The organism is Psychrobacter sp. ASPA161_6 (assembly GCF_051970285.1).
GTDB classification, from domain to species: Bacteria; Pseudomonadota; Gammaproteobacteria; order Pseudomonadales; family Moraxellaceae; genus Psychrobacter; species Psychrobacter glaciei.
In genome coordinates this window covers 176111-201975 of record NZ_JBEFNJ010000003.1, presented here as the reverse complement: position 1 = coordinate 201975, position 25865 = coordinate 176111, and the positions used below count along the sequence as shown (strand labels likewise).

The following is a 25865-nucleotide window of genomic DNA, read 5'->3' as shown; positions in this document are numbered from 1 at the left end:
GGTCTTCACTCATTCTGTTGAGAAGTATTTGTATGTCAATATCTCAAGCGCTTAGTGCTAGCTTTACCAAAGTTCATGATAGAAAATATGCTATTAGCAAACGCTATCATTTTGAGCTGAATGTTAATGTACTTATCGTCATTACTGCACTATATTTAGTCACTACCGCTAATATTAGTTTTTTTGCGCAAGTCCTAAATATCTACCCACTTGATACAAATGCGGGGTTCATTCTTTCACTGGTGGGCTTGTTGTTTGGTTTGCTGTGGCTGATACTTCAGCTGCTTTGTTATCGTTCAACGGCAAAAGCAGTGTTGATTACCATGGTGCTGGTGGCAGCGGTTTGTGGTTATTTTACCGATGCTTACGGCACGATTTTTGATCGTAATATGCTTATCAATAGCTTACAAACCGATCAAGCTGAGGCTATGGATCTAATGGCACCAAGCTTTGCGATTAGAGTGGTATTATTAGGCATCATTCCAGCATTTATTATTAGCAAAATTCGTTTAAAGCGCCTCTCTTGGCAACGCGCAATACTTCAAAAGACCGCAACCTTAGTTGCCTCTATTGCGCTGATTGCGCTTTGCCTGATACCTTTTGGCGATCAGTACGCCAGCTTTTTTCGTCAGCATAAAGAAGTCCGTTATTATAGCAACCCAATCACGCCCATTTATTCTGTCGTAAAACTAGGAACGGATTATATAGCTGAACGGCAACGCCCTGATACGCTGATACTTCATGCAGCAGATGCCAAGCGTAGCGCAGCTGTGAATAGCACTGCAAAACCTAAGCTGATGGTCTTTGTGGTCGGAGAGACTGTGCGTGCTGACCACATTGGCTTGAATGGCTATACACGCAACACCACGCCATTGCTTGCCAAGCAAGCGGATATCTATAGCTTTAAGAATGTAACGGCCTGTGGCACCTCTACCGCTTATTCAGTGCCTTGTATGTTCAGCTATGCAAACCAAAGTGACTACGATGTAGATACCGCTGCCTACAATGAAAATGTGTTGGATACGCTAAACAAACAAGGCGTCAAGGTCATTTGGCGAGACAATAACTCTAGCTCTAAAGGCGTGGCAGATCGAGTGGTGTTTGAGGATTACAAAACGCCGGATAAGAATCCTAATTGTGATAGCGAATGCCGAGATATTGGCATGTTGGATGGCTTTGATAAAATGGTTAAGTCGGACTCTAGCCAAAAAGACACCTTAGTTATACTGCATCAAATGGGCAATCATGGCCCCGCTTATTACAAACGTTATCCTAAAACCTTTGAAAAATTTCAGCCAGTTTGTATGACCAATGAGCTGTCCAAATGTGATGCACAGTCGGTCATCAACGGTTACGACAATGCGATTGGCTATACTGATTATTTCTTAAATAGTGTTATTGAAACATTGAAGCCTTATCAACAAGACTATGAGGTGGTGATGGTATATATTAGCGATCATGGAGAAAGTCTGGGTGAGAACAATATCTACTTACATGGACTGCCGTACAGCATTGCGCCGAATGCGCAAAAGCAAGTGCCGTTGATTGTTTGGTCACCTGCGGGTAACCGTATCAGTAGCGAGAGTCTGACGAGTATGAGCACTCAGCCAGTATCACATGACTTTATCACGCCAACTTTACTAAGCTTTTTTGATATCACCACCGACGAGGTAGCCTCAGCGCCTACTTTTTTTAAGGTCGCCAATTAAATGCTTATTTATGATAGATAAGCGTTTTTAGGCAGTCATATTTAGGCAATCATCTTTAGGTAGTCAGAGCCATGTACAAGATACTTATTATTGAAGACAATCCCGATATCGTTGCTAATATCTATGCGTTTTTCGAGCCAAAAGGTTTTGAGCTCGACAACGCTCACAATGGTTATAGCGGTTTGACTTTGGCATCAACCAATCGTTATGACGTTATATTATTGGATGTGATGCTCCCTGGTATGGATGGCACTCAATTGTGCAAGAAGCTCAGAGAAGAGTTGCATGATAAGACGCCGGTATTGATGCTGACGGCTCGCGATACGGTCTTGGATAAAGTCGCAGGATTCGATAGTGGTGCTGATGATTATCTGGTCAAACCCTTCTCACTGGTGGAGCTCGAAGCCCGTATCAAAGCGCTCATACGCCGCCATCAAGATGAGCATTTTCGGCATAGTATAGAGGTCGGTAAACTGTCTCTAAATACAGATGAGCACACTATTCAGCGCGAGGGTATCTTTTTAAAACTGACCCCAACTGGGTTCAAGATACTCGCCACACTGATGAGCGCTGCCCCTCGAGTGGTCAGCAAAACGGAGCTTGAGGAAAAAGTTTGGGGACGAGATATCCCAAGTAGTGATGCTTTGCGCACTCATCTTCATAGCGTAAGGGCACAGGTCGATAAACCATTTGCTCAACCGATGATAATGACCATACCAGGCGTTGGCTATCAGATCGTCGACCCTGATAATTTGTCATAATTTGTTTCGCAGATCATTTTTTTAGCACCTCGTGAGCCATTTAACGGTCAATAACGATAAACTGGTTGGGGGTATTTATACCCCTGATAACCTATACTTATTTTCTGCTACTATCAAGTAAGCCCATGCCATGTTTAATATAGATTCTATAGCCAATAAGTTTCGTGTGTCCTACCTCTTATTTGCCTTGTTACTATGCGCCACTTTTGTCAGTATTTTTTTGTATGCCGAAATGCGAATAGAGCAGGATTTGGTTAAAGCTCGTCTGTTACAGCAGCTAGAGCTCAGTCAGAAAGAGTATGGTGAGCAGACGGTTTATACGGCAGAACCAGGGATTAAAATTTATCGTTATGATAGTGCACCTGAGAATTTAAAAGCCATAGCGACTGAAACGGTGCAAGAGATTTCTGTCACTGTTGATACGGACGCAGACAAAACGAACACTGAACTGCATTTCTTTCACTATCACCGCGACCAACAAAATTACATTCTAACCTACCTAGAAAACACCGATATGGTGATGGAAAATTATCCTGTTTTGGCAATCTTTGAGCATTTAGAGGACATATTTGCGGCTGCCTTAAAAGCTGCTGTCATTTTAAGTTTATTGATTGCTATTGTCTTTTCTCAATTGTCTTCCAAGCAAATCATCAAGCCTTTACTGGCTCTAAAGCGGGCAGTGGAAACAGACCATCGTAACTTGACAGAGTTGACCCATTTGCCGTCGGAAGTCGGAGTGTTGGCTCGAGCGATTGATGAAAAAAACCATAAACTGGAGCAGTATCTAAAACGCGAGCAGCTGTTTACAGGTGATGTCAGCCACGAGCTACGCACACCATTGACAATTATTATGGGCGCGTCTGAAGTGTTGGCCTCACAGTTAGAACATGACAGCCGCTTGAGCGAATTTACCAATCGTATCAGCAATACTGCCAAAGAGACCTCTGAAATTATCACGGCTTTATTATTGCTTTCGCGTGCGCCTGAAAAATTGGATGCGCCGCTAACGTCCATTAATAGCATTGCAGCCAATGAAATTGAACGTTTGAAGTATCTGCTGCGTTATAAAACAGTGACCTGCACAGTGGTAGCAGAACAAGAATACACTGCCTATGTGCGACCTGAGTTACTTAAGATGGCGTTGGGTAATTTGATCAAAAATGCGTTTCAGTATACGGATGATGGAGAAGTCATTGTCACTATCGATGCTAAAAAAATAACGGTGACGGACACTGGTCTGGGTATTCCTGAAGTTATGATGCCTCTACTTTATGAAAGATTTGAGCGTCTAAATCACAGTGATACCGACAATCAAATGGATAAAGATCTATCACCTAACTTTCATTCTGTTTATAAAGTAGAAGGTACGGGGTTAGGGCTTAGTATCGTGCAGCGTATTATGACTCATATGGGCTGGCAGTTAACCCATCATCCCAATGAGAGTGGTGGTAGTACGTTTAGTATTTATTATCAATAGCACTCATCAATGCGAAGCATTAAAAAATGCTCATAATTTTTTAATGCTTTCTTAACGTTGTCTTAACCTTTGCTATCTTATACTCAACACTTGCAGGATATCCTACTATTCATGAGTATAAAGAGTTCAATATGAGCAAAGTCACACCCTCTCACTTTGACTATAAAAAGCCCGATTTTGAGCCTACTGGACAACCGGTTCCTATCCCATTACTTGCAATTGATAGTTATGCCAGTAACGCGAAAGGTAAAAAAGGTCTTGCCCGTATCGTCAAAGCCACCAGTTACTCTATAGATGGCTTTAAGGCAGCTTACCAATTTGAGGCGGCCTTTAGACAGGTTTTGTGGCTCAACTTGGCCTTACTCATGGCACTCATCTTCATGCCTTTTGACCTCAGCATAAAAATGCTGCTGACAGTCGCCTCTTTCTTATCATTGATCGTTGAGCTATTTAATACGGGTATCGAAGCCAGTGTTGACCATGCTTCGACAGAGCAGCATCCACTGGCCAAAATAGCCAAAGATGTCGGTTCTGCTGCACAATTTTTGGCATTACTGCTTTTGACCCTGCTATGGCTGATAGCGCTATCTAGCACTTTCTTGTGAATCCTATCTTTTGGGTGTATCAATGACTGTAAAAACCAATTCCGCTGATTGGGCTTGGCTCAAACTCTTGTGCCTCACCCTCATTGCGACACTGACATTTGAGCATAGCCAATTGGACCTTCGTATCAGTGAGCTTTTCTATGCAAATGGTCGGTGGCTGATAGATAAAGGTACGCAGCCTTACGCGTTTATATTTTATGATTTACCTAAATTATTGCTGATTTTGCTCGGCGTTTACTTAATAACCGTGCTAATCATCAAGTATAGACAGCCCTTGATTAAAACCTCTCTGCCCAGTAAATCAAAATTTGATAGATTCCTTACTCCCTTATCGGTGCGTGAGATAAGTTATCTTTTGAGCGTATTGATTATGGTGCCGTCTACCATTGCTATGCTCAAAGGCATGACCCATGTCAGTTGCCCCAATCACTTGATGGTTTTTAACGGTGACTTACCATACCTTAATCTTTGGCAAGACATAGTGGCTATGACACCCGCCAAGTGTTTTCCAGCAGCGCATGCTAGCGCAGGATTTTCTTTATATGGCTTGGCGTTTTTACCGACGCTACGACAATATCGCTATAGAATCTTTGAGACAGTCACTGTCTTAGGGTGGACGATGGGAGGGTACAAAATGCTCTTTGGCGACCATTTTTTTAGTCATACCTTGGTATCGATGCTGCTGTCACTGACAATTGCTTGCGCACTTGCAACAGTATGCTTCAAAAAAAGAGAGCTCATATATTGATGATATTTTCTTAATGCTTGTTCAAGTATTTTTAGCCAAGACCCTAACCTTGTCAACGAGGGACTTGGGTAGATAATCGTCATTGACATGCGCTTTTGGATACTGCTCGTTGATCCAAGCAACGTAATTATCGGTAGTCAGATGTCCTCGATATATCAGATATAAAGCGTGCAGGGCGACGCTACGGGATAGTCCCATTACGCATTGGGAGTTGATCAGGATTGTTTTGCTAGGCAGCTGTTTTTTCGTGATATTAGTCGCTATATCAATGGCTGCTAATGTGTCTATCTGTTTAAATAAATGGATAAAGTCCTGAGTATCAATCTCTCCTAACGACTGTAAGTCTAATAGTGGAAAGTAAAGATATCTCATCTGAAAAGCAGCAAATGATGGATGAAAATCGCAGGATAATGAGCTGTCATAATTAACGTCTAAATTACTGACATTCAAATGACCAGCGCCTAATCTTTGTGCTTGCGCGTAAGTATGATGGGTATGCAATGCTTGTTTTAAACTCAAACTATGACTGTTGGTCTCTACAGCCGAGTCAACCACAATAATCATCGCAAAGTTAGAAAAGTATGAATAATGCTCATCGCTCATTTTAGATAAGCCAAATAATTTTGGGGTAGCAACTGCATATATAGAGTCTGCTATTTTATGTGGTGGACATCTATCAGTATGGTTCAATGAGCTACAATCTGATTTTGTATGTTGAGTGAGCTGATACCGTTGCCCGACATACCACATCAGCCGGTAGCCTAATAGTAAGGGTGCAAACTTCAGCCAAGTAGATAGGAGCAAGCGCCCTTGCTCATCCTTTGCAAACCAACGTTTGTCGCGAGGTTGATTGGGATATTGATAAGCCCAAGCTAAGACAAAAAAACTTAACATCCAGTACGTGGCGACTAAATAATATAACCCTGCAAAAGTGATAGAGGTCATGCTTCTATTGAGCATAAACCCTGCTATCGATAGGATTAAAAATCCTGATATCGCCACTGTCAGATACTTTAAAACCAAATTGTTTCGCAGCTTATTGGTTATTACCAGTATCAACGTTGCCAGTAACAACCCACCAGCAATATCTAGTAGATGATGCTGATAAGTCAGAACGGTGGATATGATGATGAGACTACAGATACAGCAGAGCGTCAGGCGATAGAGCGCAGATTTTGAAAGTTGCCATAATGACGTCCCTAGTAATACAGCATATGTCACATGCAAGGAAGGAAACTGATTAAAAGGTTTGTCTGTTATATGCAAAAACTGATAGCCATAGTGTGTCCAGCCCAAAACTGTAGGGCGCTCAAAAGTAAATTTGGCGGGAAACACATAAAAGATAAAACAAGCAAAAAGGGTAGCTAGGATCAACTTGCGCGTTAATGAGGAGAGTTGTGCTGGCGTTTTTACCATGAAGAAACTGGCGCAAAACAGCATGATGGACCAGCTATAAGGCACAATCATTAGCGCAATAAAGGGAATCGCTGTGTCAATCGGTATGGCTAGTATATGAACTTTCTTAGGCCATACAGGGTTTATGCTACTTAGCTTAGAAAGCTGAGTAGCATAAAACTGAGTATCATAAAAAAGTGTTTGCGCATAGATATTAGTCAATGAGTACAAAAGAGCAAAGACCCCTAACGCGCACGCTAAGGAGATCCATCTGGATGTCATTGAAATAGGCGAATTACTGGTCATAGGATTTGTCTAATCGTTGCCATAGTGCAAGTGCTATAGATAGCATAAAACAGAGAATTTTGACATAAATGAGGTTAAGACGAATAGCAATGTTTGGATAGTTACATTTTTAGGTTTACTCAAAATTAGAAAAATAAATCGTCTATAGTTTTAATAAGGGGAGGCAGTCATTATGAATCAAATCAGCGAATGGGGACTCAGTATTATGGCAAAGTTTGGCTACTTTGGTATTGTGTTTGCCATGTTTGCCGAAAACGTCTTCCCGCCGATACCCTCTGAAGTCATTATGCCAGCGGCTGGTTTTGCCGTGTCAAAAGGCGACTTAAATTTAATGCTGGTTATTGTTGCCGGTACACTAGGTGCCTCACTTGGCGCGTTGCCCTTATATTATTTAGGTCGTGTATTTGATAAAGAACGTTTGGTCGCGTTTACCCAAAAATATGGCAAATACGTTTTCGTTAAACCCGATGACGTTACCTCTGCGAATGACTGGTTCGATAAACACGGCAAAACAGCCGTGTTCTTTGGGCGTATGGTGCCCGGCGTTCGCTCGCTCATCTCTATACCTGCTGGCATGAACAAGATGCCGCTATTGCCTTTTTTAGTATTGACAGCGTTAGGTGCCAGTATTTGGACTACCGTATTAACGTTAGCGGGATATTATCTCGGACAGAACTATGAGGTCATCGAAGGCGTATTGGCCCCTTATTCTAAAGGGTTTGGCATATTGGCTGTGATAATTATCATCGGTTGGCTGATCAAGCATCGTCGGCAAAATAAGTACCGTAATTCCGATTTAAAATAGATTCAAGGTAAAATAAGTGATAGGTGGTATACTTTTGGTTATATATGACATAGTTTTTAACATACTTAAAAAGTATAATATCAATTATAATATAGTGATAACTGATTAATATCCGACTTGATAGTAGAGGTAGTTGATGCACCTGTGCTATCTTCGTAGCCTTTTAGTCTTTCCAACCATCTGTTTTGCTTAAGCGAACACTTTATATGCCTTTTTTAGACACGCTGAGACCAAATCGCCCTTCAAAAAATGAAGGGGTATATCGATTTGACTATCCAGAAGTCTTCGTCTTAATTCTCACGGTCATACTCCTCGCGTTACATTTTGATTTTAGATCTACCTCAATGGCACTTCTTGTTATTGTTTGTCTGCCAAGCTTAATGATACTAATCTACAATTATCGTCGCCCAAAAAGTTTTTGGACGTCTAATATTGTCATTATTTTATTGTCTGCGGTCATCGGATCAGTACAGTTTTGCATCATTATTTCGCTGAGTTTAGCTGCGCTTATAGGTCTTAGGATTATCATTAGTGGCTCTGAAAATAATTTAAAGCTGATCGCCAGCTCAATTATAACGGTCATTGTTTTTTATTATGTTAGCGTCACTTTGGCGGTAGCTGAGATAGATTGCTATGAAGGCTGGACAACACCAATCGTGTTATTGGCAAGTATGGCGGTTATTCTGTGTCAGTTTCAGTATATGTATCAAGAATATCTCGGTTATGAAACGCGTGCTAATCAGGCAGTCGGGCGTCTAAGCAGGATGGTCTCCGTTATTAATAAGTTAACACGCTTCATACCGCCGCAAATTTGGGAACCCATCGTCAAATCTGACAGCCCAGTCATCGTTTCTAATAAGCGTGCTAAGCTGACGATTATGTTCTCAGACATCGTTGGTTTTACCGAATTGTCCGATAGTTTGAGCGCTGATAATTTGGCTGACATTTTAAATACCTATATGCACTGTATGACTTTAATAGCCAATAAACATGGCGCCGTGCTTGATAAGTTCATTGGCGATGGCATGCTGTGTTTTTTTGGTGAACCAAAGAGCCGCGGTGCTCGCCAAGACGCGCTAGACTGTATCGCAATGGCGATAGATATGCGTCGTGAGATGCGCACTTTAAGACAAAAATGGCGGCTCATGGGTTTTGAAGGACTGTACATACGCATTGGAATTACGACAGGTTACTGCCATGTTGGTAATTTTGGCAGCAACAATCGTCTCAGCTATACCTTGATCGGTAAAGAGGCCAATTTAGCAGCAAGACTTGAAGCGAGTGCTGGTAAAGATGAAATATTAGTTAGTGAGAGTACCTACGACTACGTCTGCCATAATTATGAGTGTCAGCACGCTGGTGCATTTCAGCTAAAAGGCTTTGATGATCAAGTAAATGCTTGGCAAGTGCTTGATCCTGATGCTGATAAGGGTCATCTCTCTAAATGGGTTGATCACACGCTGCCAGGTTTCAACTTGCATTTGAACTTTAAAGATATGAAAGATAATGATTATCAAGATATCAGGGCACGCTTGAATTTTGCGCTTGAGCGGGTTGAACAAGAAGAAGAAAAGTTGGCAACTGATATAGCAGCAGAATGCAAACGTGACAACAATGGTCATAAATAATCGTCTAAAAGCAATATCTATAATATTGAGCACAAAAAAGCCAGCTATCATGACGATAGCTGGCTTTTTTAACATAAGAGTAAGATAGGTTGTTTAATGGTTTTCTTTGGCATGGTTGAGCGTATATTTAGGAACCTCGATGGTTAAATCCTCATCATCGAGCATAACCTGACAAGATAGGCGTGAGTCAGGCTCTAAGCCCCAAGCACGATCTAATAAATCGGCCTCAATGTCGTCCATCTCATCTAAACTATTAAAGCCTTTGCGAACGACCACATGACACGTAGTGCAAGCTTTTGACATCTCACATGCATGTTCAATTTTAATGCCTTTTTCTATTAGCGCCTTACATAGGTTGCTACCAGCTTCTAGCTCGACTTCGGCGCCTTCAGGGCAAATTTCATGATGCGGTAATACGGTAATTTTTGGCATAAATCGTCTTTCCAGTGCTAATCAATTAAAAAAATAAAAATATAAGAGATGAGCTTAGTATGGTCGCTAAGCCACATTCTTAAACGTATCTGCTACCAATCTTGGGCATTCGTACCTGCCATGCTGGCTTTGACGCTTTGATTCATAATACGGGCAGCAAAGGCATCGCTATGAGGCTTGAGCTGAGCCTGCTTAGTTTCGATAAAGCTCAAGTCATTAGTGTCGAGCGCGGCTGCTAGAGCTTTGATTTGCTCTGCTAAAATGCTTTGTTCTTCAGAGGATAGTAATGCTGAAAATTCATTGAGTGCAGATTGTAGAGCGAGTACTTCACGCTCTGCTTCTACTTTTGTTTCGATTAAAGAGCGTGCGTTCTTATCTTCTTCAGCGTACTTAAATCCAGCCACCAGTAATTGCTCTTTTTGCTCGTCAGATAAACCATAAGAAGGCACAATCTCAATCTTACTTTCTGTTTTGGTGGTGGTCTCTTGCGCACTGACAGTTAGCTGACCATTGGCATCAATACTAAAGGTCACTTCGATACGGGCAAACCCAGCTTTCATCGATGGAATGCCATATAACTCAAAACGTCCCAATGAGCGGCAGTTGTCCACCGTCTCGCGCTCACCTTGTACCACGTGAATCACCATGCCTGTTTGACCATCTTGGTACGTGGTAAATACTTGGCGTTTCTTGACGGGGATAGGCGTATTACGTGGAATCAGTACTTCAACTAAGCCGCCCATGGTCTCAAGACCGAGCGATAATGGCGTTACGTCTAACAGTAATAAGTTATTGTCACTATCGCCGTTGACTAACTGATGCGCTGTCTGTGCTGCGCCCAAAGCAACCACTTCATCTGGATTCAGACGACACAGCGGCTGCTTGGCAAAAAATTCAGTGACAACTTGCTGCACAGCAGGCATACGAGTAGAGCCACCGACTAAGATAACTTCATCTAGGTCTGAGGTAGATAGTTTGGCATCACGTAGCACTTGTTCGCAGACGCTTATCGTGCGGCGGCTAACAGGTTCTGTAATAGCCAGCAAGTCTTCACGGCGCAATACACCTTGATAAGCCTGCTCATTCACAGTGATATCGATATCAACTTGTTGATCGTCAGTCAATGCCTGCTTATAAGCTTTGGCTTGTTGCGCCAGTATTGACTTGTCATGACGACTCACATCTTTAGGATCGATGTTTAATTGTTTGATAAGCCAATTGGTTATCAGACGATCGATATCATCACCACCTAATGCACTGTTACCGCCAGTTGCCAATACTTCAAAAACACCATCATTTAGCTTCAAGATAGAAACGTCAAAAGTACCACCACCCAAATCATAAATTAAGTAGTAGCTTTCTTTATCACCATTTTGCGTAGCTTGGTCGAGACCATAGGCGACTGCCGCAGCGGTAGGCTCATTTAATAGACGCAGCACATTGATACCGGCTGCTTGGGCGGCATCTTTGGTCGCTTGACGCTGAGCTTCATCGAAGTAAGCGGGAACGGTAATCACCGCACCTTCAATACTGTCTGCAGGCAATGCAGTGGCTGCACGTTGTTCAAGCGTTGCCAATATCCGCGCTGATACCTCAACAGGCGATACTTCGCCTTGAGCAGTCACGAATGCTGGCATATCGTCTTTGCTGCCACTTAATTCATAAGGATGAGAGAACTTTATATCAGCTTGGCTACGACCCATAAAGCGCTTAGCCGAGACGATCGTATTTTTTGGATCATCCGCCAAGTGGGCTAGGGCATCGTAGCCGACAAGCGGGTTGCCTGTGCTTGGATAATAGACCACAGAGGGTAATAGAGTATCGTTAGCTGCGCCTGCTTCTAACACTTGCGCCTTGCCTGAGCGCACCACAGCGACCAATGAGCGCGTGGTACCAAGATCAATCCCTAGGCCAAAACGATGCTGATGGGGTTGGGCACTTTGATTAGGTTCGGCAATTTGCAATAAAGACATAAGATAACTCAAAGATAAAATGAATAAGTGAAATGTGGCAAATACAACATAGGTGCTATGACAGTCAACGGCTGCGATTCTTCTCTAACATAGAAGAGAGTAGCGTTAAATAGCGCTTAAAATAAGGGATTATACGGTATCGTTGGGACTATTTTAACCATCGTTTTAAATATAGCTTTAAATAAGAACAATAAATTAGAAAAGCGTGTATACATTATTAATAATACAAGCGTTTAAATATTCATTATCTAAACGTATAAATCATCATCATCTGAATGTTCAGACGTCGCAACCTCATCAAGCCCTGTCGTCACGTCAGCATTTAACTTGACCAAGAATTTCAGTTTTTGCGTCGCATCAATCGCCGTTTGCCAGTCCTTGCTTTGGTACGCGTCACTAAAACGCTTAGACTGTTTCGTCAAACGTTCGGTAATCTGCGGATGTAATTGCTGTAAGGTTGGGCGATCTTTGTCTTCAATCGCTTCATCTAATTCGATACGCATCTGCATCGCATCTTCTAAAAAGTCTAAATCTGCGATTGAGTGTTCTAGGTTCTGTGCTTGTCCTGCCATATCTAACAGATAGCTCGCACGGCTATCAGGCGCACTCAACGCTTGATAAGCTTGGTTAATCAATGCTGACGCTTGCTCAGACTGCTGTTGCGCTTGTGCAGCGTCTGTCAAGTTCTTGGCGACATTGTCAGGGTGGTAACGTTTTTGTAGCAGACGTAGATGTTGATCGAGACTACTTTGATTGACGTCAAATTGTACAGGCTGCTCAAATAGGGCAAAAAAGTTATCAAACTGTGCTTCTTGAGTAATATCTGTCATATCATACGCCTTGCTTTTTCTATTTATTTCTAAAGTGTTGTCAATATCAGAATAGGTTTGCTATTTGGTCGACCACACTGACTTAATTGTGGCAGCATTCTTTTATCATCGCTTAAGAGCAAAGTCAGCAACCTTAAGCCATTGAATCATTAAACGGTAAATGACTCACCACAACCACATTCGCCTTTTTGGTTGGGGTTAGTGAACTTAAAGCCTTCGTTCAATCCTTCTTTTTCATAGTCCATCAATAAACCATCTAAATAGACCAAGCTTTTAGGATCAATAAAAATACTGACATCACGGCTTTCATAACGCGTGTCATTTTCGTCAGGGGTATCTACGAACTCTAAAACGTAAGCCAAACCTGAGCAACCCGCTGTGCGGATACCCACTCGAATGCCTTCACCTTTACCGCGATTGTCCAAAAAATCCCGAACATGTTGAGCGGCGCGTTCTGTCATTTCAATCATGCCAACTCCCATTGACTATTAATTATAAGTATCAATAAAAAATCTGTATAGACTGGCAACTGGAATCACAAGTTTGCCAAAATAATATGATAGGGCGTGTCATCAATTAGCACATTAATACATTTAGTGGCCTTAAAATGGCTAAATTTTGCTAAACATCGTCAGAAATATTGTCAATATGTTCATATTAACGGCAATTTCTTCCTTGTTTATCTACAATTTTTCTCATTTTAAGACTCACAATCTAATTAATGACACGCCCTAGCGGCTATTAGAAAATAAAAGGTGACAATTACATAAGTGTCATTGTCACCTTTTTAGCATCAGTAGCTGTTTAACGTGTTGCTACTTAGCACTGCTAATTCTATGCAGCGCATAGGCCAGTAGGTTTAGCCTTAGATAACAGCTTCTTCGGTTACTGCTGCTGCGCCGTGCTTATCTTTATAGTCGCTAATAGCAGCTTTGATAGCATCTTCTGCAAGTACAGAGCAATGCACTTTTACTGGTGGTAATGCCAATTCTTCAGCAATGTGACTGTTCTTAATTTCACCAGCTTGATCCAAGCTCTTACCTTTTAGCCACTCAGTAACGAGCGAGCTTGAGGCAATTGCTGAACCACAGCCGTAAGTTTTGAAGCGTGCATCTTCGATGATACCGTTATCATCGACTTGGATTTGTAGACGCATCACATCGCCACAAGCTGGGGCACCAACCATACCAGTACCAACGTTTTTGGCATTTTTGTCAAGATTGCCGACGTTGCGTGGGTTTTCGTAATGATCAATAACTTGGTCACTATAGGCCATGGGGTTTTCTCCTAGTTAGATGATGAGCAGTGGCTTCTAAAAGTTGAAACACTACCCACTCATCGATAATTGGGGTCAAACATTTAGTTAATAAAAATGGTATTTATAACTGTCTGATCAATCGTTTAATAAATTTATTTGATGTTTATATCGCTATATATACTTAAATTTAGTGCTCAGCCCATTCGACTGAATCTAAATCAACACCTTCTTGGTACATGTCCCAAAGTGGTGATAGGGCACGTAGTTTATCAACGGCTTCGTGCATTTGCTTAATAATCGTATCGACGTTTTCTTCAGTGGTGTAGCGACCGAAGCTAAAGCGAATAGAGCTGTGTGCCAATTCGTCTGGACGACCGATAGCACGTAGTACATATGACGGCTCAAGTGTCGCTGACGTACAGGCTGAGCCTGATGATACAGCCAAGTCTTTAAGGGACATCATTAGTGATTCACCTTCGACGAAGTTAAAGCTGATGTTCACAATGTTAGGAACGCTATGCTCTAAATCACCGTTTAGGTAGATCTCTTCAATATCTTGTAGACCATCCCACAGTTTTTGGCGCAGTTTGGCTGCATGGGCATTGTCTTCTTTGTAGCTATCATTGGCTAAGGCAAATGCTGCGCCAAGACCAACGATTTGATGCGTTGGTAGTGTACCTGAACGCATTCCGCGCTCGTGACCACCGCCATGTTGCTCAGCTTTTAGGCGAACACGTGGCTTACGACTAACAAACAAGGCACCGATGCCTTTAGGACCATATGCTTTATGACCTGAAAAACTCATTAAGTCGATTTTCATCTCTTGAGTGTCGATAAGAACTTTACCAACAGATTGTGCACCATCAACATGAAATATAACACCAGCTTCACGAGTGATTTCGCCAATAGCGGCTACATCAGTAATAGTACCAAGCTCGTTGTTTACCATCATCAGTGACACTAAGATAGTATCATCGCGTAGCGCTTCTTTGACTTGTTCTGGAAAAATAAGACCAGTACTTGGCTGCGGCTCAAGATACGTAATCTCGAAGCCTTCTTGCTCAAGCTCGCGGCAAGTATCTAATACAGCTTTGTGTTCGATTTTACTGGTAATGATATGTTTACCGCGAGACTGATAGAAGTGAGCGGCACCTTTAATTGCTAGGTTGTCAGACTCAGTCGCACCAGAAGTAAAGACGATTTCGCGTGGATCAGCGTTGATGACTTCTGCCACTTGCTGACGCGCTGTTTCTACTGCTTCTTCTGCTTGCCAGCCGTAGCCATGCGAGCGCGAGGCAGGATTACCAAAGATGCCATCTACCGTCAGATATTCGCTCATCTTAGCTGCAACTGACTTAGCAACTGGGGTGGTGGCGGCATAATCTAAGTATATAAGGTTGTTATGTTGGCTCATGCTGGGTTTGCCTCGCTGGTCGATAGGGTAATAGTATTGATGTCTTTTATTGAAATATCTTTGGTAACGGTCTGCTGACGGTCTGAGACTGACTGCACGTTTTCCATGTCTAATAATTGCGCTAATGTTATATTTTTCAAGTACTGTTCGATATGATTGGACAATGCACACCATAAATCATGGGTTAAGCACATTGTACCACCTTGGCAATCACCGCGTCCTTCGCACTGCATCGCATTCACAGATTCATCGACAGCGGAAATAATGCTCATCACATCAATTTCGTGCAATGGCTTGGCCAAGTGATAGCCACCTGCTGCACCGCGGATGCTCGTGACTAAGCCACGTTTACGAAGCTTAGAAAATAACTGTTCGAGATAAGAGATAGATATGGATTGCCGCTTAGCAATATCGGATAGCGATACCGCTGTCTCTTGTTGGCTAGTCTGTAACGCCAGATCTAATAACGCAGTAACGGCATATCTGCCTCGAGTAGTCAAACGCATATGTTATCTCCCAACTTCTCAGTTATAAGTGTATTTAACAACGATCTTAGTAAAGTAGTTTTGGTAAAAGCAAACTTTTGCCTCTGTTAATTATCTATCAACTAAGTGTGTCTTATCGCTATTAAACAACAGATGGTGAACCCGATGTGTGCAACGATAGAGTAATTATACTTAATCCCGAGTAATTTAGTCAAGATTAAAGTGTGGTTGAATGGTTAATCCAATTGATTACTATGATTGATAAAAACAATGGTGGTTGAGATGCGGCGTAGAAGGGCTTCAGAGCGCATATCGTAAAATATCTGCATCCATTTTAGATTTGTTTCGAATTCACAATGAGTAAATTAAAGCGATAAAAAAGCGTTTGGTAGCTTATTAAAGCTATCAAACGCTTAATGGTCATTAAAGTAATCGCCTAAAGGTGCATTATTATTTATGAATAAGTATGTTTATCAATAAACATCACCATCATTAACAAAAACTAGTTCATCAATAGTGCTATGACTGAGCCAATCATAATGACAAGCGCCATAATAGTCACAATCATCAATGTCTTCTGTTTGCTCTGCAACTCTTTTACCGTGGTTTCAAGCTCACGGTTTTTAGTCGTCAATGTACTGATTTGTGTCTGTTGCTCCTTGATACGGAACTTATAGTTGTCTTTCTTTTCGGCCATTTCCGCGTCAGTAGGCTTAGACTTACCTTTGCCGCCTTTTATCTTTTTGATAAGACCCTGAATCAAGTTACCGAGACCGAGCTGCATGATAAATTGCTTAACCAATTGCACTTGTACTGACTCACCGCGCATTTGTAATTTTTCGGTTGTTTCGCTATCGTGTGTGGTGATCGCATTGATGACTTGGATACTGTAAGCATTGATAACCACATCTGGCTCACTACGGCCAATAGGTAGCTGAGCATCTAATAGCACGCCTTTGGTACTAAAGGTGGCAAAAATTTCTACATGTGGTAAGTATAGGCGAAGTGCGACGACAGTGCCTTGCTTGGCAAGCGGATAAGCGGCTTTACGTAGCTCGGGATCTAAACGTAACAGTAGTGTCAGAGCCGACTCAATGAACACCAGAATAATATTAAGAAAAGAGTGAGACAACGTAGAACGCTTCATGTAAATAATCCGTTTTTTATTTAGCAAATTAAAATTAAAGTTATCGAATCAACTCAAGTTGATTTTTACTAAAAATTTGCAGTGATATTTTGCTTATAGTAACGCCTTTATAATAAAAAGTAACGCTAGTTTCTGTCAGTAGCAAAATTATTACAGTACAATTTAGCAGTCGATAAAGACACCACTATTTATGACTGGCAATGCACAGACACCAACTGACCACGGTTTTCAAAGCTTAGAGAGACATGCAGACAGTGTTTTTAGCTAAAGTAGCTGGCTTGTATAGACGTTGCAGATGTTTTGCGTAACATTGGGTGTCAAATACGTAGTACATGGCACAAAAATATGTAAAATCGCTTGCGCTCCTTATGCTGCCTTGATATAAAGACGATAACAAAGCGAAACCTGTTAATACGCCAGTCAGGTAGTTTTTATTGCGTAAGTGCTATGAGAGCGTTACAATGCTTGGCGTGAGCGTTTATTACCCCCCTTAAACTTGAAGGAAATTTTATGAATAAGTCAGAATTGATTGATAGCATCGCAGACAAAAGTGGTCTAAATAAGACTCAAGCTGGTGATGCCTTGAATGCCGTTATGGAAAGTGTTGGCGAGGCTTTAGAAGCTGGCGATAGCATCTCACTAGTTGGCTTTGGTACTTTTAGCGTAAAAGATCGTAAAGCCCGCACTGGCCGTAACCCTAAGACTGGTGAAGAACTTAGCATCCCAGCAAGCAAAGTACCAAGCTTCAAAGCCGGTAAAAACTTAAAAGAGCGCTTAAACTAAGCCGTTATCTTTAAGTTACTCTATTATAGACAAGCGCTGCATAATGACTCGCAAGACGAATAAAAACAGCGTTTGATGGCAGTTAAGTAATAGATGGTCGCTGATAGTTTAGCGCACATTCTAAGCGCTAGGCGAAGCAGCAAAAAAGCACCTAAATATTAGGTGCTTTTTTTGTAGCCATAGTTTGTATCGTACCACGTGAATATTTTGAGTCTACCGTAAAAATCACGTATCATAGGGCGCGCGATAGATGTGTTGTTTGAGTAAGGCTTTTTCACTCAGCCCTATACTCCTCTATAAAATGCACATGTTCTTCTTCTTACCATTGCCGGCTTAGATAGCATTGATATTAATAATAGTATTACAATGGTTTTTCATCAATATAGGTTAATAAAGCAGAGATAACTATGGATAAATTGCGCGATTTCTTAAAAAGCTGGCCAGGTCGCATTTTATTGATTTTATGCCTATCGCCGCTCGCTCTCTTGGGTGTCGAAAGCTACTTTGGTGGTGGCGTTGATCCCAACCAAATTGCACAGGTAGGTGAGGCAAGTGTCGGATTATCAGAGTATCAGACTGCTGTCAATAACCGGCGTACTGAGACATTAGAGCAAATTGATGATGCCAGCTTATTGAATGAAGATGTGTTGCATGAGCAGGTGCTAAAGGGTTTGATCGATCGGACTTTGTTAGAGCAACAGGCTGGTAAGCTTGGTATGACAGTGTCTGATGACACGATCAATCGTCTGCTGCGTCAAGAAGAAGTTTTTCAGGATGCTGATGGTAACTTTTCAAATGACCAGTTTTCAAACTTTTTGCGTCAGCGCGGCATGACCAAAGACCAGCTATTTACAGAATTTCGTAACCAGTTAAGTCTCGATCAGCTCAATGCCAGTATCGTTGGTACGGCAGTGTATCCGATGCAAGCGGTCAGTCAGTTGATCGATCTGCAGCTAGAGTCGCGCAATATTTGGTTGCATCGCTTTAATTGGCAGGATTACCAAGAGCAAGTGAAGCTGAGCAAAAACGACATACAAGCTTACTATGATGCCAATAAAGACACGCTAAAAAGCGCGGCAATGGTAGACTTGGCTTATCTGCAATTGAGTCCTCAGACCGTTCCAGTGACTGATGTCACAACAAAAGATTTGCAGCAGCAATATGAAGCCTATAAGCAGCAGCTGGCTGTAGTCGATGAGCGCAAAATCAGTCAAATTTTATTGACAGGTAAAGATGCAAAAGCTCGCGCAGACAAAGTGAAAGCCCGTTTGGACAAAGGCGAGGCTTTTGGTAAGCTTGCTAAAACACAGTCAGATGACCCATCAGGAGAGACGGGTGGCGATATCGGCCGCTTTAACCCTTCTGTGTTTGGTAATGATGCAGCAGCAGTTGAGAAAGCTCTGGAGGGGCTGAGTGTCGGCGATGTGAGCGCCCCAGTTAAGACCAGCTTTGGTTATCAGATATTTACTGTCACTGAAGACAATGGCAAGAAGATTCCAAGCTTAGAGAGTATGCGTGATGAGCTGACCGCTAAAGCAAAAGAGTATAAGCGTCAGGAGATGTATGCCGATAAAGTGACTGCGATTAACGACTTGGCAGCAGATGGTTTTAGTATCGAAGATATCGCTCAGCAAGAGAATGTGACGCTAAAACGTCTCAAGGATTATCGTAAAGAAAACAATCAGTCAGCATTGTCGCAACCGGCAGTTATTAAGCAATCCTTTGATGAGTTTACGATTCAAGACCAAGCGGTTACCGCCGGTATTGAAGTTGGTAATGGCACGGTATGGGTACAGCCAAGCAATTATCGTCCTACTAAAACACTTGCTTTAGCAGCGGCTACGCCACGAATCACACAGATATTACGTCAGCAAAAAGCCACGGCATTGGCATTAAAAGATGCTAAGAAACTGTCAGCAGGCATTAAAACAACGGCAGATATTGCTAAACAACCAGTCAGTTTTCAAGCCTTAGGTGAAATAAACCGTCAAACCACACGATTGACAGAAAAAGAGCGAGGTTTGGCGTTTAGTCAGCAAGCGGCCAATAATGGTGTCGTTGCGATTGCGAGCGAAACAGAAATGGGTGCGACGTTATTGGTCGGTGATCGTATCAAGACCGAGCAACAGTCACCACTGTCTGATATGCAACGCGCGCAAACTGCCTCGATTATCCGTGATAACTTGGGTCAAGATCAGCTACAAGATTACCTAGAGTATCTACGTCTAGTGTACAAAGTCGAGATCAATGAGACTAATATGGCCAATGCGCAAGGGCGCTAGAGATAAAGGTGTTGAAATAAGAGTATTAAGGGAAATATGACCTAATTGCTAAATCGTTTTTTCTAAATACTTTTATTAAATTTGACGTATAAAAAAGCCACTATTTATAGTGGCTTTTTTAATGGATATTGCTTTTATCATAAGAATGTAGCATTAACAGCGATATACAATTCAATACGGCTATTAATGCCAGTTTTCAAAGTGATAAGACACAGTTTAATGGCGGAAATGGCGCATACCTGTAAATACCATTGCGATACCATGCTCATTCGCCGCAGCAATGGTTTCGTCATCACGCATAGAGCCGCCTGGTTGGATAATCGCTGAGATACCTACTTCAGCAGCATTATCAATGCCATCACGGAACGGGAAGAAGGCATCTGAGGCCATAACAGCGCCTTCTGTGGCCAAGCCAGCATGTTCAGCTTTGATAGCGGCAATACGTGCTGAGTTGACGCGGCTCATTTGACCAGCGCCAACACCAATAGTACGCTGGCCTTTAGCATAAACGATGGCATTAGATTTGACGTATTTTGCGACGTTCCAGCTGAATAGTAAATCCGCAATCTGCGCTTCCGTTGGTTGCACGTCCGTGACGATTCTTAGGTCGTTGGCAGTAATCAAACCCAGATCTTGCTCTTGTACGAGCAGCCCACCGTTAACACGCTTATAGTCGAGCTGGCTTTCGCGCTGCTCAGGCGTTGGTAGCTCGCCACATACCAATACACGCACGTTTTTCTTAGCAGCAGTCGCCTCAAGCACACCATCTTCGATACTAGGTGCAATAATCACTTCCACAAACTGATTGTCGATAATCGCTTTTGCAGCAGCAACGGTCAATGGGCGGTTAAAGGCAATGATGCCACCAAAAGAAGATTCAGGATCCGTGCTAAAAGCAGTATTATAAGCCGCTACTTGGTCGGTATTGACCGCGACACCGCAAGGATTGGCGTGCTTAACGATGACACAGGCAGAGGCGCTGAACGCTTTGACACACTCAAGCGCCGCATCAGTATCGGCGATGTTGTTATAAGACAGTGCTTTACCTTGTAATTGCTTCGCCGTGGCAATAGAGGCTTGCTGACTTTTGAGTGGATGGTTTTCGGTATAAAAAGCCGCGTTTTGATGTGGGTTTTCGCCATATCGCAGGTCTTGGGCTTTTTCTAGCTGCACGTTAAAGGTACGTGAAAAGTTCTCTGGCTCTTGAGTCTCATTGACTCGGCTACCTAAGAAGTTGGCAATCATACCGTCGTATTGTGCAGTATGTTCAAAGGCTTTCACCGCTAAGTCGTAGCGTAAGGCAGCGGTCAGTTTAGTGCCATCACCCAAAGCAGTAAGCACGCGATCATAATCTACTGGGTCAGTAATAATACCAACGTGAGCATGGTTTTTGGCAGCAGAACGTACCATTGTAGGACCACCGATATCGATATTTTCGATCGCATCGTTCATCGTTACATCAGCACGAGCGATGGTTTCTGCGAATGGGTAAAGGTTTACCACGACTAGATCAATACGATCAATTTGATGATCGCTCATAACAGCATCATCAGTGCCACGGCGCCCTAGAATACCGCCATGAATTTTAGGATGCAGCGTCTTAACACGGCCATCCATCATTTCAGGAAAACCGGTGTAATCTGATACTTCGGTCACCGCAACGTTATGCTCTGTCAGTAGTCGATAAGTGCCGCCAGTCGATAGCAAAGCAAAACCTGCTTTAATGAGGCCTTGAGCAAATTCAACGATGTTAGACTTATCGGAGACCGACAGTAGGGCAAGTGGGGCTGTACTCATAAGAACTTTCCATAAAAAAAGCCTGACGTAAACGTCTGGCAAGGTGATAATGGCATTCGCTGTAGACGTTATCACTATGGATAAGGTCATGAACGATACATTGCCATACATAATGAGGGTTAATGACGATCGATAAGCTCATATAGGTGAGGCTACATCAAGTTATAAGTTTTGAGTTTTTTGCGTAACGTACCACGATTGAGACCTAAAATTTGCGCGCATTTGGTCTGATTGCCTCGCGTTTGTTCAAGAACGACGGACAGTAGTGGCTCTTCGATTTGTTTTAAGATGAGCTCATACAAGTCGGTAGGTATCTCATCACCCAACATCACAAAATACTGACGTACCACGCGTTCTACATTCACACGTAAAGGTTCATGAGTCTGGATATGGCTCATACGGTTATCTGAAGGCTCTAAATTGTGAATTGAATGCTGATAGTTGTCGTCATTATAATCGGCAAGATGCTCAGAGCTTTGGGCAAACCGATTGGCATTATGCTGTGCATGAGGTGCCATAAGATAATGTCCTTGGGATTAAAAAGAGTCAAACTATAGGGGTTAGAGGAATATTATAACAAATTAATATCGGCTAGCACTGACAGATTAGACGTTATCTTAGTGATACCATGAAACTAATGTCATCACTAAGATCATTTAATCTAAAATCATCTTATGAAGTCCTATTTGTTAAAGTTTTGCTTAATAAACGGGATTGACACTGACTTCACGAATTTGAGCATTGGCAATGGGTATCGTAAACAGTAACTGTCTGCGACTGTCAGCGGCTATTTGGCTTTGGGTGCTCAATAGATAATCATCTGGCGCTGCAATGAACTCTCCGAGGAGGGCATTTGCACCGTAAACGCTGACCTTAACACTAGGGTAGAGCTGTGCTTGTACGCTTTGGTTGTTTAACGTCGCACTTACTTCACTAAAAGTACCCGTTGTTTTAATTTGGCTGGGTTTGTGACTGAGTTCAGTGACTGTCAAGGCAGCCAAGTCGGCACTAGGTAGGCTGCAAGCAGCGATCGTACAGAGGGTTTGTAATCGTTCCGCATGAGCAGGATTTTTTACCAAGGTTTCCAAATTAAAAATAACGTACTGGGCAAAAAGCAGTAGCCCCAAGACCAAGCAGCCTAATGTCCACAATAACGAGGCAATCGAACGTCGCGCTGGTGTCGGAGTGAATTTTGCTTGTGCCTCCATTTTTTTGACCCGCTCTTCATGCGTGCGGTCTTCGTCTTTGAAGGGCACACCCATGCTGAGCAATAGCTGTGATAAGTCCGTATCTTCTTGGACGGTATTATCATTTTTGTTTTGCTCTTTGAGCAAATCTTCAAGCCATGCGTTGTCAGTCGTATCATCAATATTTGCATGAATATTATTAGCTTCGGCTGAACTAAGTGCAACCTGAGCTGCTGATTCGTCACTTTTATCAAGATTATTGTGCTGCTTACTGGTTATCGAAGTGGTATGACTGCTGTTATCTGCTTTGCTTAGCCAAGCATCCATACTGGCTAACGAGTCATATTCCAAATTGTTTTCATCCGACTCTTCAATATCCATATCGTCATAAATTAAGCCGTCATGAATTAAAGTATTAGAGAATACTGTTGAAGATGGCTTGTTACTGGATGGTTTGGCATTGCTTTTATTATTAGGATTGGTTGTCGTGCTATCTGTAGGATTTGGTGGCGTATCGGTGGTGACGATAAGATGTCTATTGACCAAAAAACTCTGCTGACACTGATCGCAGCAGACGGCTGCATTCACTTTATTTAACTGCGTCTGTTTTAACTTGAAGCAAGCTTGGCAATGAGGGCACTGAGTTTTTATTGGCGTGGTCATAGGGTCGAATCCAAAAAAGTATGGTTATCAATACCGCGTAGCCACTCACCAATAGTTGCCTGCAACGCTCAGGCTTCCACAGTAAACACTCATCGTTAAATGCTTGATACATATATGAGTGATAGATCAGGACAGAGTGGCGTCAAACACATAACATTTGACTGCCTCTCTATCGTAACAGATGTAATTACATGTTGCTAGCCTGTAAATGTACCAGACAAGCGCTGCCAATGTTGGTCTTCTTGCGCTGTAAAAGCGTGCTTCGGATCGAGCGCAAAGTAAGGTTGATAAGCAGCAGTCACTTCTTCAGTTTGTGACTCGATTAAGCCGGCTAACACGATACGACTTTTTGGTGCCATTAAGGTGACAAAGTAAGGTGCTAAGCCAATCAGTGGCTTGGCTAAAATATTGGCGACCATCACTTCTACAGGTTTAATGTCGTTTTGTTTCCAATAATCAGTAAACTCCTCTGGTAAAAATGCTTGCAAGCGATCATCGACATGATTGCGTACGGCATTTTGGTTGGTCGCCAGCACGGCTTGTGGGTCGATATCGACAGCATAAACGTGACGTGCCCCCAACAACAACGCCCCAATGCCCAAAATACCCGAGCCGCAACCATAATCAATCACGATTTTATCGGTCAGATCTTGCTCTGTTAACCAGTCGAGACAGAGGCGAGTGGTGGCATGATAACCAGTACCAAAAGCCAAACCAGGGTCCATAATGATATTGGTCGCCTCAGGATTAGGCGGTGTTATCCAGTTAGGCACAATCCATAAATTGTTGGCACATGGTATAGGATGGTAATTGCTCATCCATTCGCGTTCCCAGTCTTTATCATCTACCGCACTTAACCAAATACGACTGGCGTGTACCTGTGCGCCAATTTCGTGACTTAACTGTTCGACCGCATGACGACTACCAATGTCTGTTGTGGCATCGAACAATCCTGTCAGAATGACCTCATCCCACAAGGGTGATTCGCCAGGTAATGGCTCAAAGAGGGGTTGATCCCCTGCGTCGTCTAAGGCGATTGATAATGCACCTGCTTCTAGTAACAATGCCTCGGCGAGATCGACGTTTGCTTTTTCACATTGTAAGTGCAGTTGTTGCCATGCCATAACGATAACCTTAATCTAGAGTAAAAATGAATGGGTGTTTTGGATAAATCCCAGCTTGGAGTAAATAGCGAATGAGCAGCCTACTTAAAGTTAACCGTTTGCATACCTTGCTTGGCTCTTTTAACTTTTATAAGTGTTTAACAGCCATGAACTTTTAACGCTTGCGAATGCAGTCCTGCTCATTTAGATGCTAACTAATTAACTAACGCAATGCTCGCTTTGCTTCGCTGACTACGCGTGAATTGCCTTGAGCTTGTCCTGATTGCAAAATAACTTGCCAGAGTGCCCGTCTACGATTGGCATTTTGCGAGACGGCAAGACCACGGCGCGCCATCGCTTCTGCCTTGCGCGGCTGGTTCTTTTTGAGGGCAACTTGTGCCAAATAAAAGTATACTGCCGAGGATTTTGGTGCAAGTCGCTGGGCACGGGTAAAGCTACTCTCAGCACTGGTCAATTTTCCTGATTTTAACTGACCGATTCCCGTTTGCATGAGATTACGAAATGCTGGCAAATCACTGTTATTAGTGGCCACTTGCTGACTTCGTTGCTGCGAATTTTGGCGCGCGCGCTCCAACAGTTCATTATGTGACGGCACTGAGAGTTCGGATATCATATAGTCATCAGGAGAAGGCGTAATAATCGCGGCGTCGGGCGTTGTAAATACGGGACTAGGCGGTATATTAGGTTCTGTAAATACTGGGGTCTGCTGCGTCAATGGGTTTGTCGCTGCAGATGATTCGGACGGCGTATAAGGGTCAACAGGATAGTTGTTCTTATTTTCGTCATCATTTTCGTAACCCCTGCTATCAATGATTGGTGCTTGAGTCGCAGGCGTTATATTGGTAACCGATGAGGGTGCTTTTGGATTTTGCGTTGCGGGCACCGTTTGAACAGGCGTTGTGTTCGTCGCATTAGGCACCGTCTGACAGGCGCTCAAGCTCATCATGCTGACGAGCGCACTGACAGCAAGGGCAGAGTTCACTAGCGTGGTTTTTTTAGCCGCGCGCATAAAGTATTGCTTGACGGATACGCTCTGCTGTATAGATGACACCATGT

Annotated in this window: 23 protein-coding genes; 9 read left to right on the top strand and 14 right to left on the bottom strand. The window is 42.7% G+C overall.

Annotated elements, in window-relative coordinates:
• Window positions 1-32: 32 nt before the first annotated feature.
• The 5 genes from ACTQ9T_RS10060 to ACTQ9T_RS10040 all read left to right on the top strand — a co-directional run bounded on the left by ACTQ9T_RS10060 (window position 33) and on the right by ACTQ9T_RS10040 (window position 5300).
• Complete coding sequence (locus tag ACTQ9T_RS10060; RefSeq protein ID WP_440464966.1) at window positions 33-1709, top strand: phosphoethanolamine transferase; 1677 nt, start codon at window positions 33-35, stop codon at window positions 1707-1709.
• A gap of 71 nt (window positions 1710-1780) precedes the next feature.
• On the top strand, window positions 1781-2470 hold the full coding sequence (locus ACTQ9T_RS10055; protein WP_440464965.1) for a response regulator transcription factor: 690 nt from the start codon (window positions 1781-1783) through the stop codon (window positions 2468-2470).
• Window positions 2471-2600: 130 nt separating this feature from the next.
• Window positions 2601-3947 (top strand): sensor histidine kinase, encoded by a 1347-nt coding sequence (locus tag ACTQ9T_RS10050; RefSeq protein ID WP_440464964.1) that lies wholly within the window; start codon window positions 2601-2603, stop codon window positions 3945-3947.
• A 131-nt stretch (window positions 3948-4078) separates the two neighbouring features.
• Window positions 4079-4552 carry a diacylglycerol kinase gene (locus tag ACTQ9T_RS10045; protein ID WP_440464963.1) on the top strand — a complete coding sequence of 158 codons (474 nt, stop codon included), beginning with the start codon at window positions 4079-4081 and terminating at the stop codon, window positions 4550-4552.
• Window positions 4553-4574: 22 nt separating this feature from the next.
• A complete protein-coding gene (locus ACTQ9T_RS10040; protein ID WP_440464962.1) occupies window positions 4575-5300 on the top strand; it encodes a PAP2 family lipid A phosphatase in 726 nt (241 codons plus the stop codon).
• Between the two features lie 21 nt (window positions 5301-5321).
• Here ACTQ9T_RS10040 and ACTQ9T_RS10035 read toward each other — a convergent pair whose 3' ends face one another.
• A complete protein-coding gene (locus ACTQ9T_RS10035) occupies window positions 5322-6926 on the bottom strand; it encodes a phosphatase PAP2/dual specificity phosphatase family protein (protein ID WP_440464961.1) in 1605 nt (534 codons plus the stop codon).
• Window positions 6927-7173: 247 nt separating this feature from the next.
• Here ACTQ9T_RS10035 and ACTQ9T_RS10030 point away from each other — a divergent pair, with 247 nt between their 5' ends.
• Together ACTQ9T_RS10030 and ACTQ9T_RS10025 are read left to right on the top strand one after the other, a co-directional pair.
• Window positions 7174-7806 (top strand): DedA family protein, encoded by a 633-nt coding sequence (locus tag ACTQ9T_RS10030; protein ID WP_440464960.1) that lies wholly within the window; start codon window positions 7174-7176, stop codon window positions 7804-7806.
• Between the two features lie 344 nt (window positions 7807-8150).
• The gene (locus ACTQ9T_RS10025) at window positions 8151-9434 is read left to right on the top strand and encodes an adenylate/guanylate cyclase domain-containing protein (RefSeq protein ID WP_440464959.1); all 1284 of its coding nucleotides are present in this window, start codon (window positions 8151-8153) and stop codon (window positions 9432-9434) included.
• Window positions 9435-9527: 93 nt separating this feature from the next.
• Here ACTQ9T_RS10025 and fdx read toward each other — a convergent pair whose 3' ends face one another.
• The 8 genes from fdx to ACTQ9T_RS09985 all read right to left on the bottom strand — a co-directional run bounded on the left by fdx (window position 9528) and on the right by ACTQ9T_RS09985 (window position 16973).
• Window positions 9528-9866 (bottom strand): ISC system 2Fe-2S type ferredoxin, encoded by a 339-nt coding sequence (gene fdx / locus ACTQ9T_RS10020; RefSeq protein WP_010199366.1) that lies wholly within the window; start codon window positions 9864-9866, stop codon window positions 9528-9530.
• Between the two features lie 92 nt (window positions 9867-9958).
• Entirely contained in the window at window positions 9959-11839 is a 1881-nt protein-coding gene (gene hscA / locus ACTQ9T_RS10015) for a Fe-S protein assembly chaperone HscA (protein WP_440464958.1), read from the bottom strand.
• A gap of 248 nt (window positions 11840-12087) precedes the next feature.
• Window positions 12088-12669: a Fe-S protein assembly co-chaperone HscB gene (hscB, locus tag ACTQ9T_RS10010; RefSeq protein ID WP_440464957.1), complete on the bottom strand. Its 582-nt coding sequence runs from the start codon at window positions 12667-12669 to the stop codon at window positions 12088-12090.
• A 149-nt stretch (window positions 12670-12818) separates the two neighbouring features.
• Complete coding sequence (iscA, locus tag ACTQ9T_RS10005) at window positions 12819-13139, bottom strand: iron-sulfur cluster assembly protein IscA (protein ID WP_025653020.1); 321 nt, start codon at window positions 13137-13139, stop codon at window positions 12819-12821.
• 395 nt (window positions 13140-13534) lie between these two features.
• Complete coding sequence (gene iscU / locus ACTQ9T_RS10000; RefSeq protein WP_010199375.1) at window positions 13535-13945, bottom strand: Fe-S cluster assembly scaffold IscU; 411 nt, start codon at window positions 13943-13945, stop codon at window positions 13535-13537.
• A 169-nt stretch (window positions 13946-14114) separates the two neighbouring features.
• On the bottom strand, window positions 14115-15341 hold the full coding sequence (locus ACTQ9T_RS09995; protein ID WP_010199377.1) for an IscS subfamily cysteine desulfurase: 1227 nt from the start codon (window positions 15339-15341) through the stop codon (window positions 14115-14117).
• On the bottom strand, window positions 15338-15847 hold the full coding sequence (locus ACTQ9T_RS09990) for an Rrf2 family transcriptional regulator (RefSeq protein ID WP_010199379.1): 510 nt from the start codon (window positions 15845-15847) through the stop codon (window positions 15338-15340). Before ACTQ9T_RS09990 ends, ACTQ9T_RS09995 begins: the two co-directional genes overlap by 4 nt.
• Before the next feature lie 481 nt (window positions 15848-16328).
• A complete protein-coding gene (locus ACTQ9T_RS09985; protein WP_440464956.1) occupies window positions 16329-16973 on the bottom strand; it encodes a hypothetical protein in 645 nt (214 codons plus the stop codon).
• Window positions 16974-17483: 510 nt separating this feature from the next.
• Here ACTQ9T_RS09985 and ACTQ9T_RS09980 point away from each other — a divergent pair.
• Both ACTQ9T_RS09980 and ACTQ9T_RS09975 read left to right on the top strand, forming a co-directional pair.
• Window positions 17484-17756, top strand: a complete 273-nt coding sequence (locus ACTQ9T_RS09980; RefSeq protein WP_045445077.1) for an HU family DNA-binding protein — start codon at window positions 17484-17486, stop codon at window positions 17754-17756.
• 407 nt (window positions 17757-18163) lie between these two features.
• Window positions 18164-20038, top strand: coding sequence for a SurA N-terminal domain-containing protein (locus tag ACTQ9T_RS09975; protein WP_440464955.1), 1875 nt, complete (start codon window positions 18164-18166; stop codon window positions 20036-20038).
• Window positions 20039-20254: 216 nt separating this feature from the next.
• Here ACTQ9T_RS09975 and purH read toward each other — a convergent pair whose 3' ends face one another.
• From purH to ACTQ9T_RS09950, 5 genes are all read right to left on the bottom strand, one after another.
• Window positions 20255-21835, bottom strand: a complete 1581-nt coding sequence (purH, locus tag ACTQ9T_RS09970; RefSeq protein WP_413190245.1) for a bifunctional phosphoribosylaminoimidazolecarboxamide formyltransferase/IMP cyclohydrolase — start codon at window positions 21833-21835, stop codon at window positions 20255-20257.
• Between the two features lie 152 nt (window positions 21836-21987).
• Window positions 21988-22233 (bottom strand): helix-turn-helix domain-containing protein, encoded by a 246-nt coding sequence (locus tag ACTQ9T_RS09965; RefSeq protein WP_189585244.1) that lies wholly within the window; start codon window positions 22231-22233, stop codon window positions 21988-21990.
• 303 nt (window positions 22234-22536) lie between these two features.
• On the bottom strand, window positions 22537-23685 hold the full coding sequence (locus tag ACTQ9T_RS09960; RefSeq protein WP_440464954.1) for a DUF3426 domain-containing protein: 1149 nt from the start codon (window positions 23683-23685) through the stop codon (window positions 22537-22539).
• 197 nt (window positions 23686-23882) lie between these two features.
• Window positions 23883-24809, bottom strand: a complete 927-nt coding sequence (prmA, locus tag ACTQ9T_RS09955; RefSeq protein WP_352310904.1) for a 50S ribosomal protein L11 methyltransferase — start codon at window positions 24807-24809, stop codon at window positions 23883-23885.
• Between the two features lie 202 nt (window positions 24810-25011).
• On the bottom strand, window positions 25012-25863 hold the full coding sequence (locus ACTQ9T_RS09950) for a tetratricopeptide repeat protein (protein ID WP_440464953.1): 852 nt from the start codon (window positions 25861-25863) through the stop codon (window positions 25012-25014).
• Window positions 25864-25865: the final 2 nt, after the last annotated feature.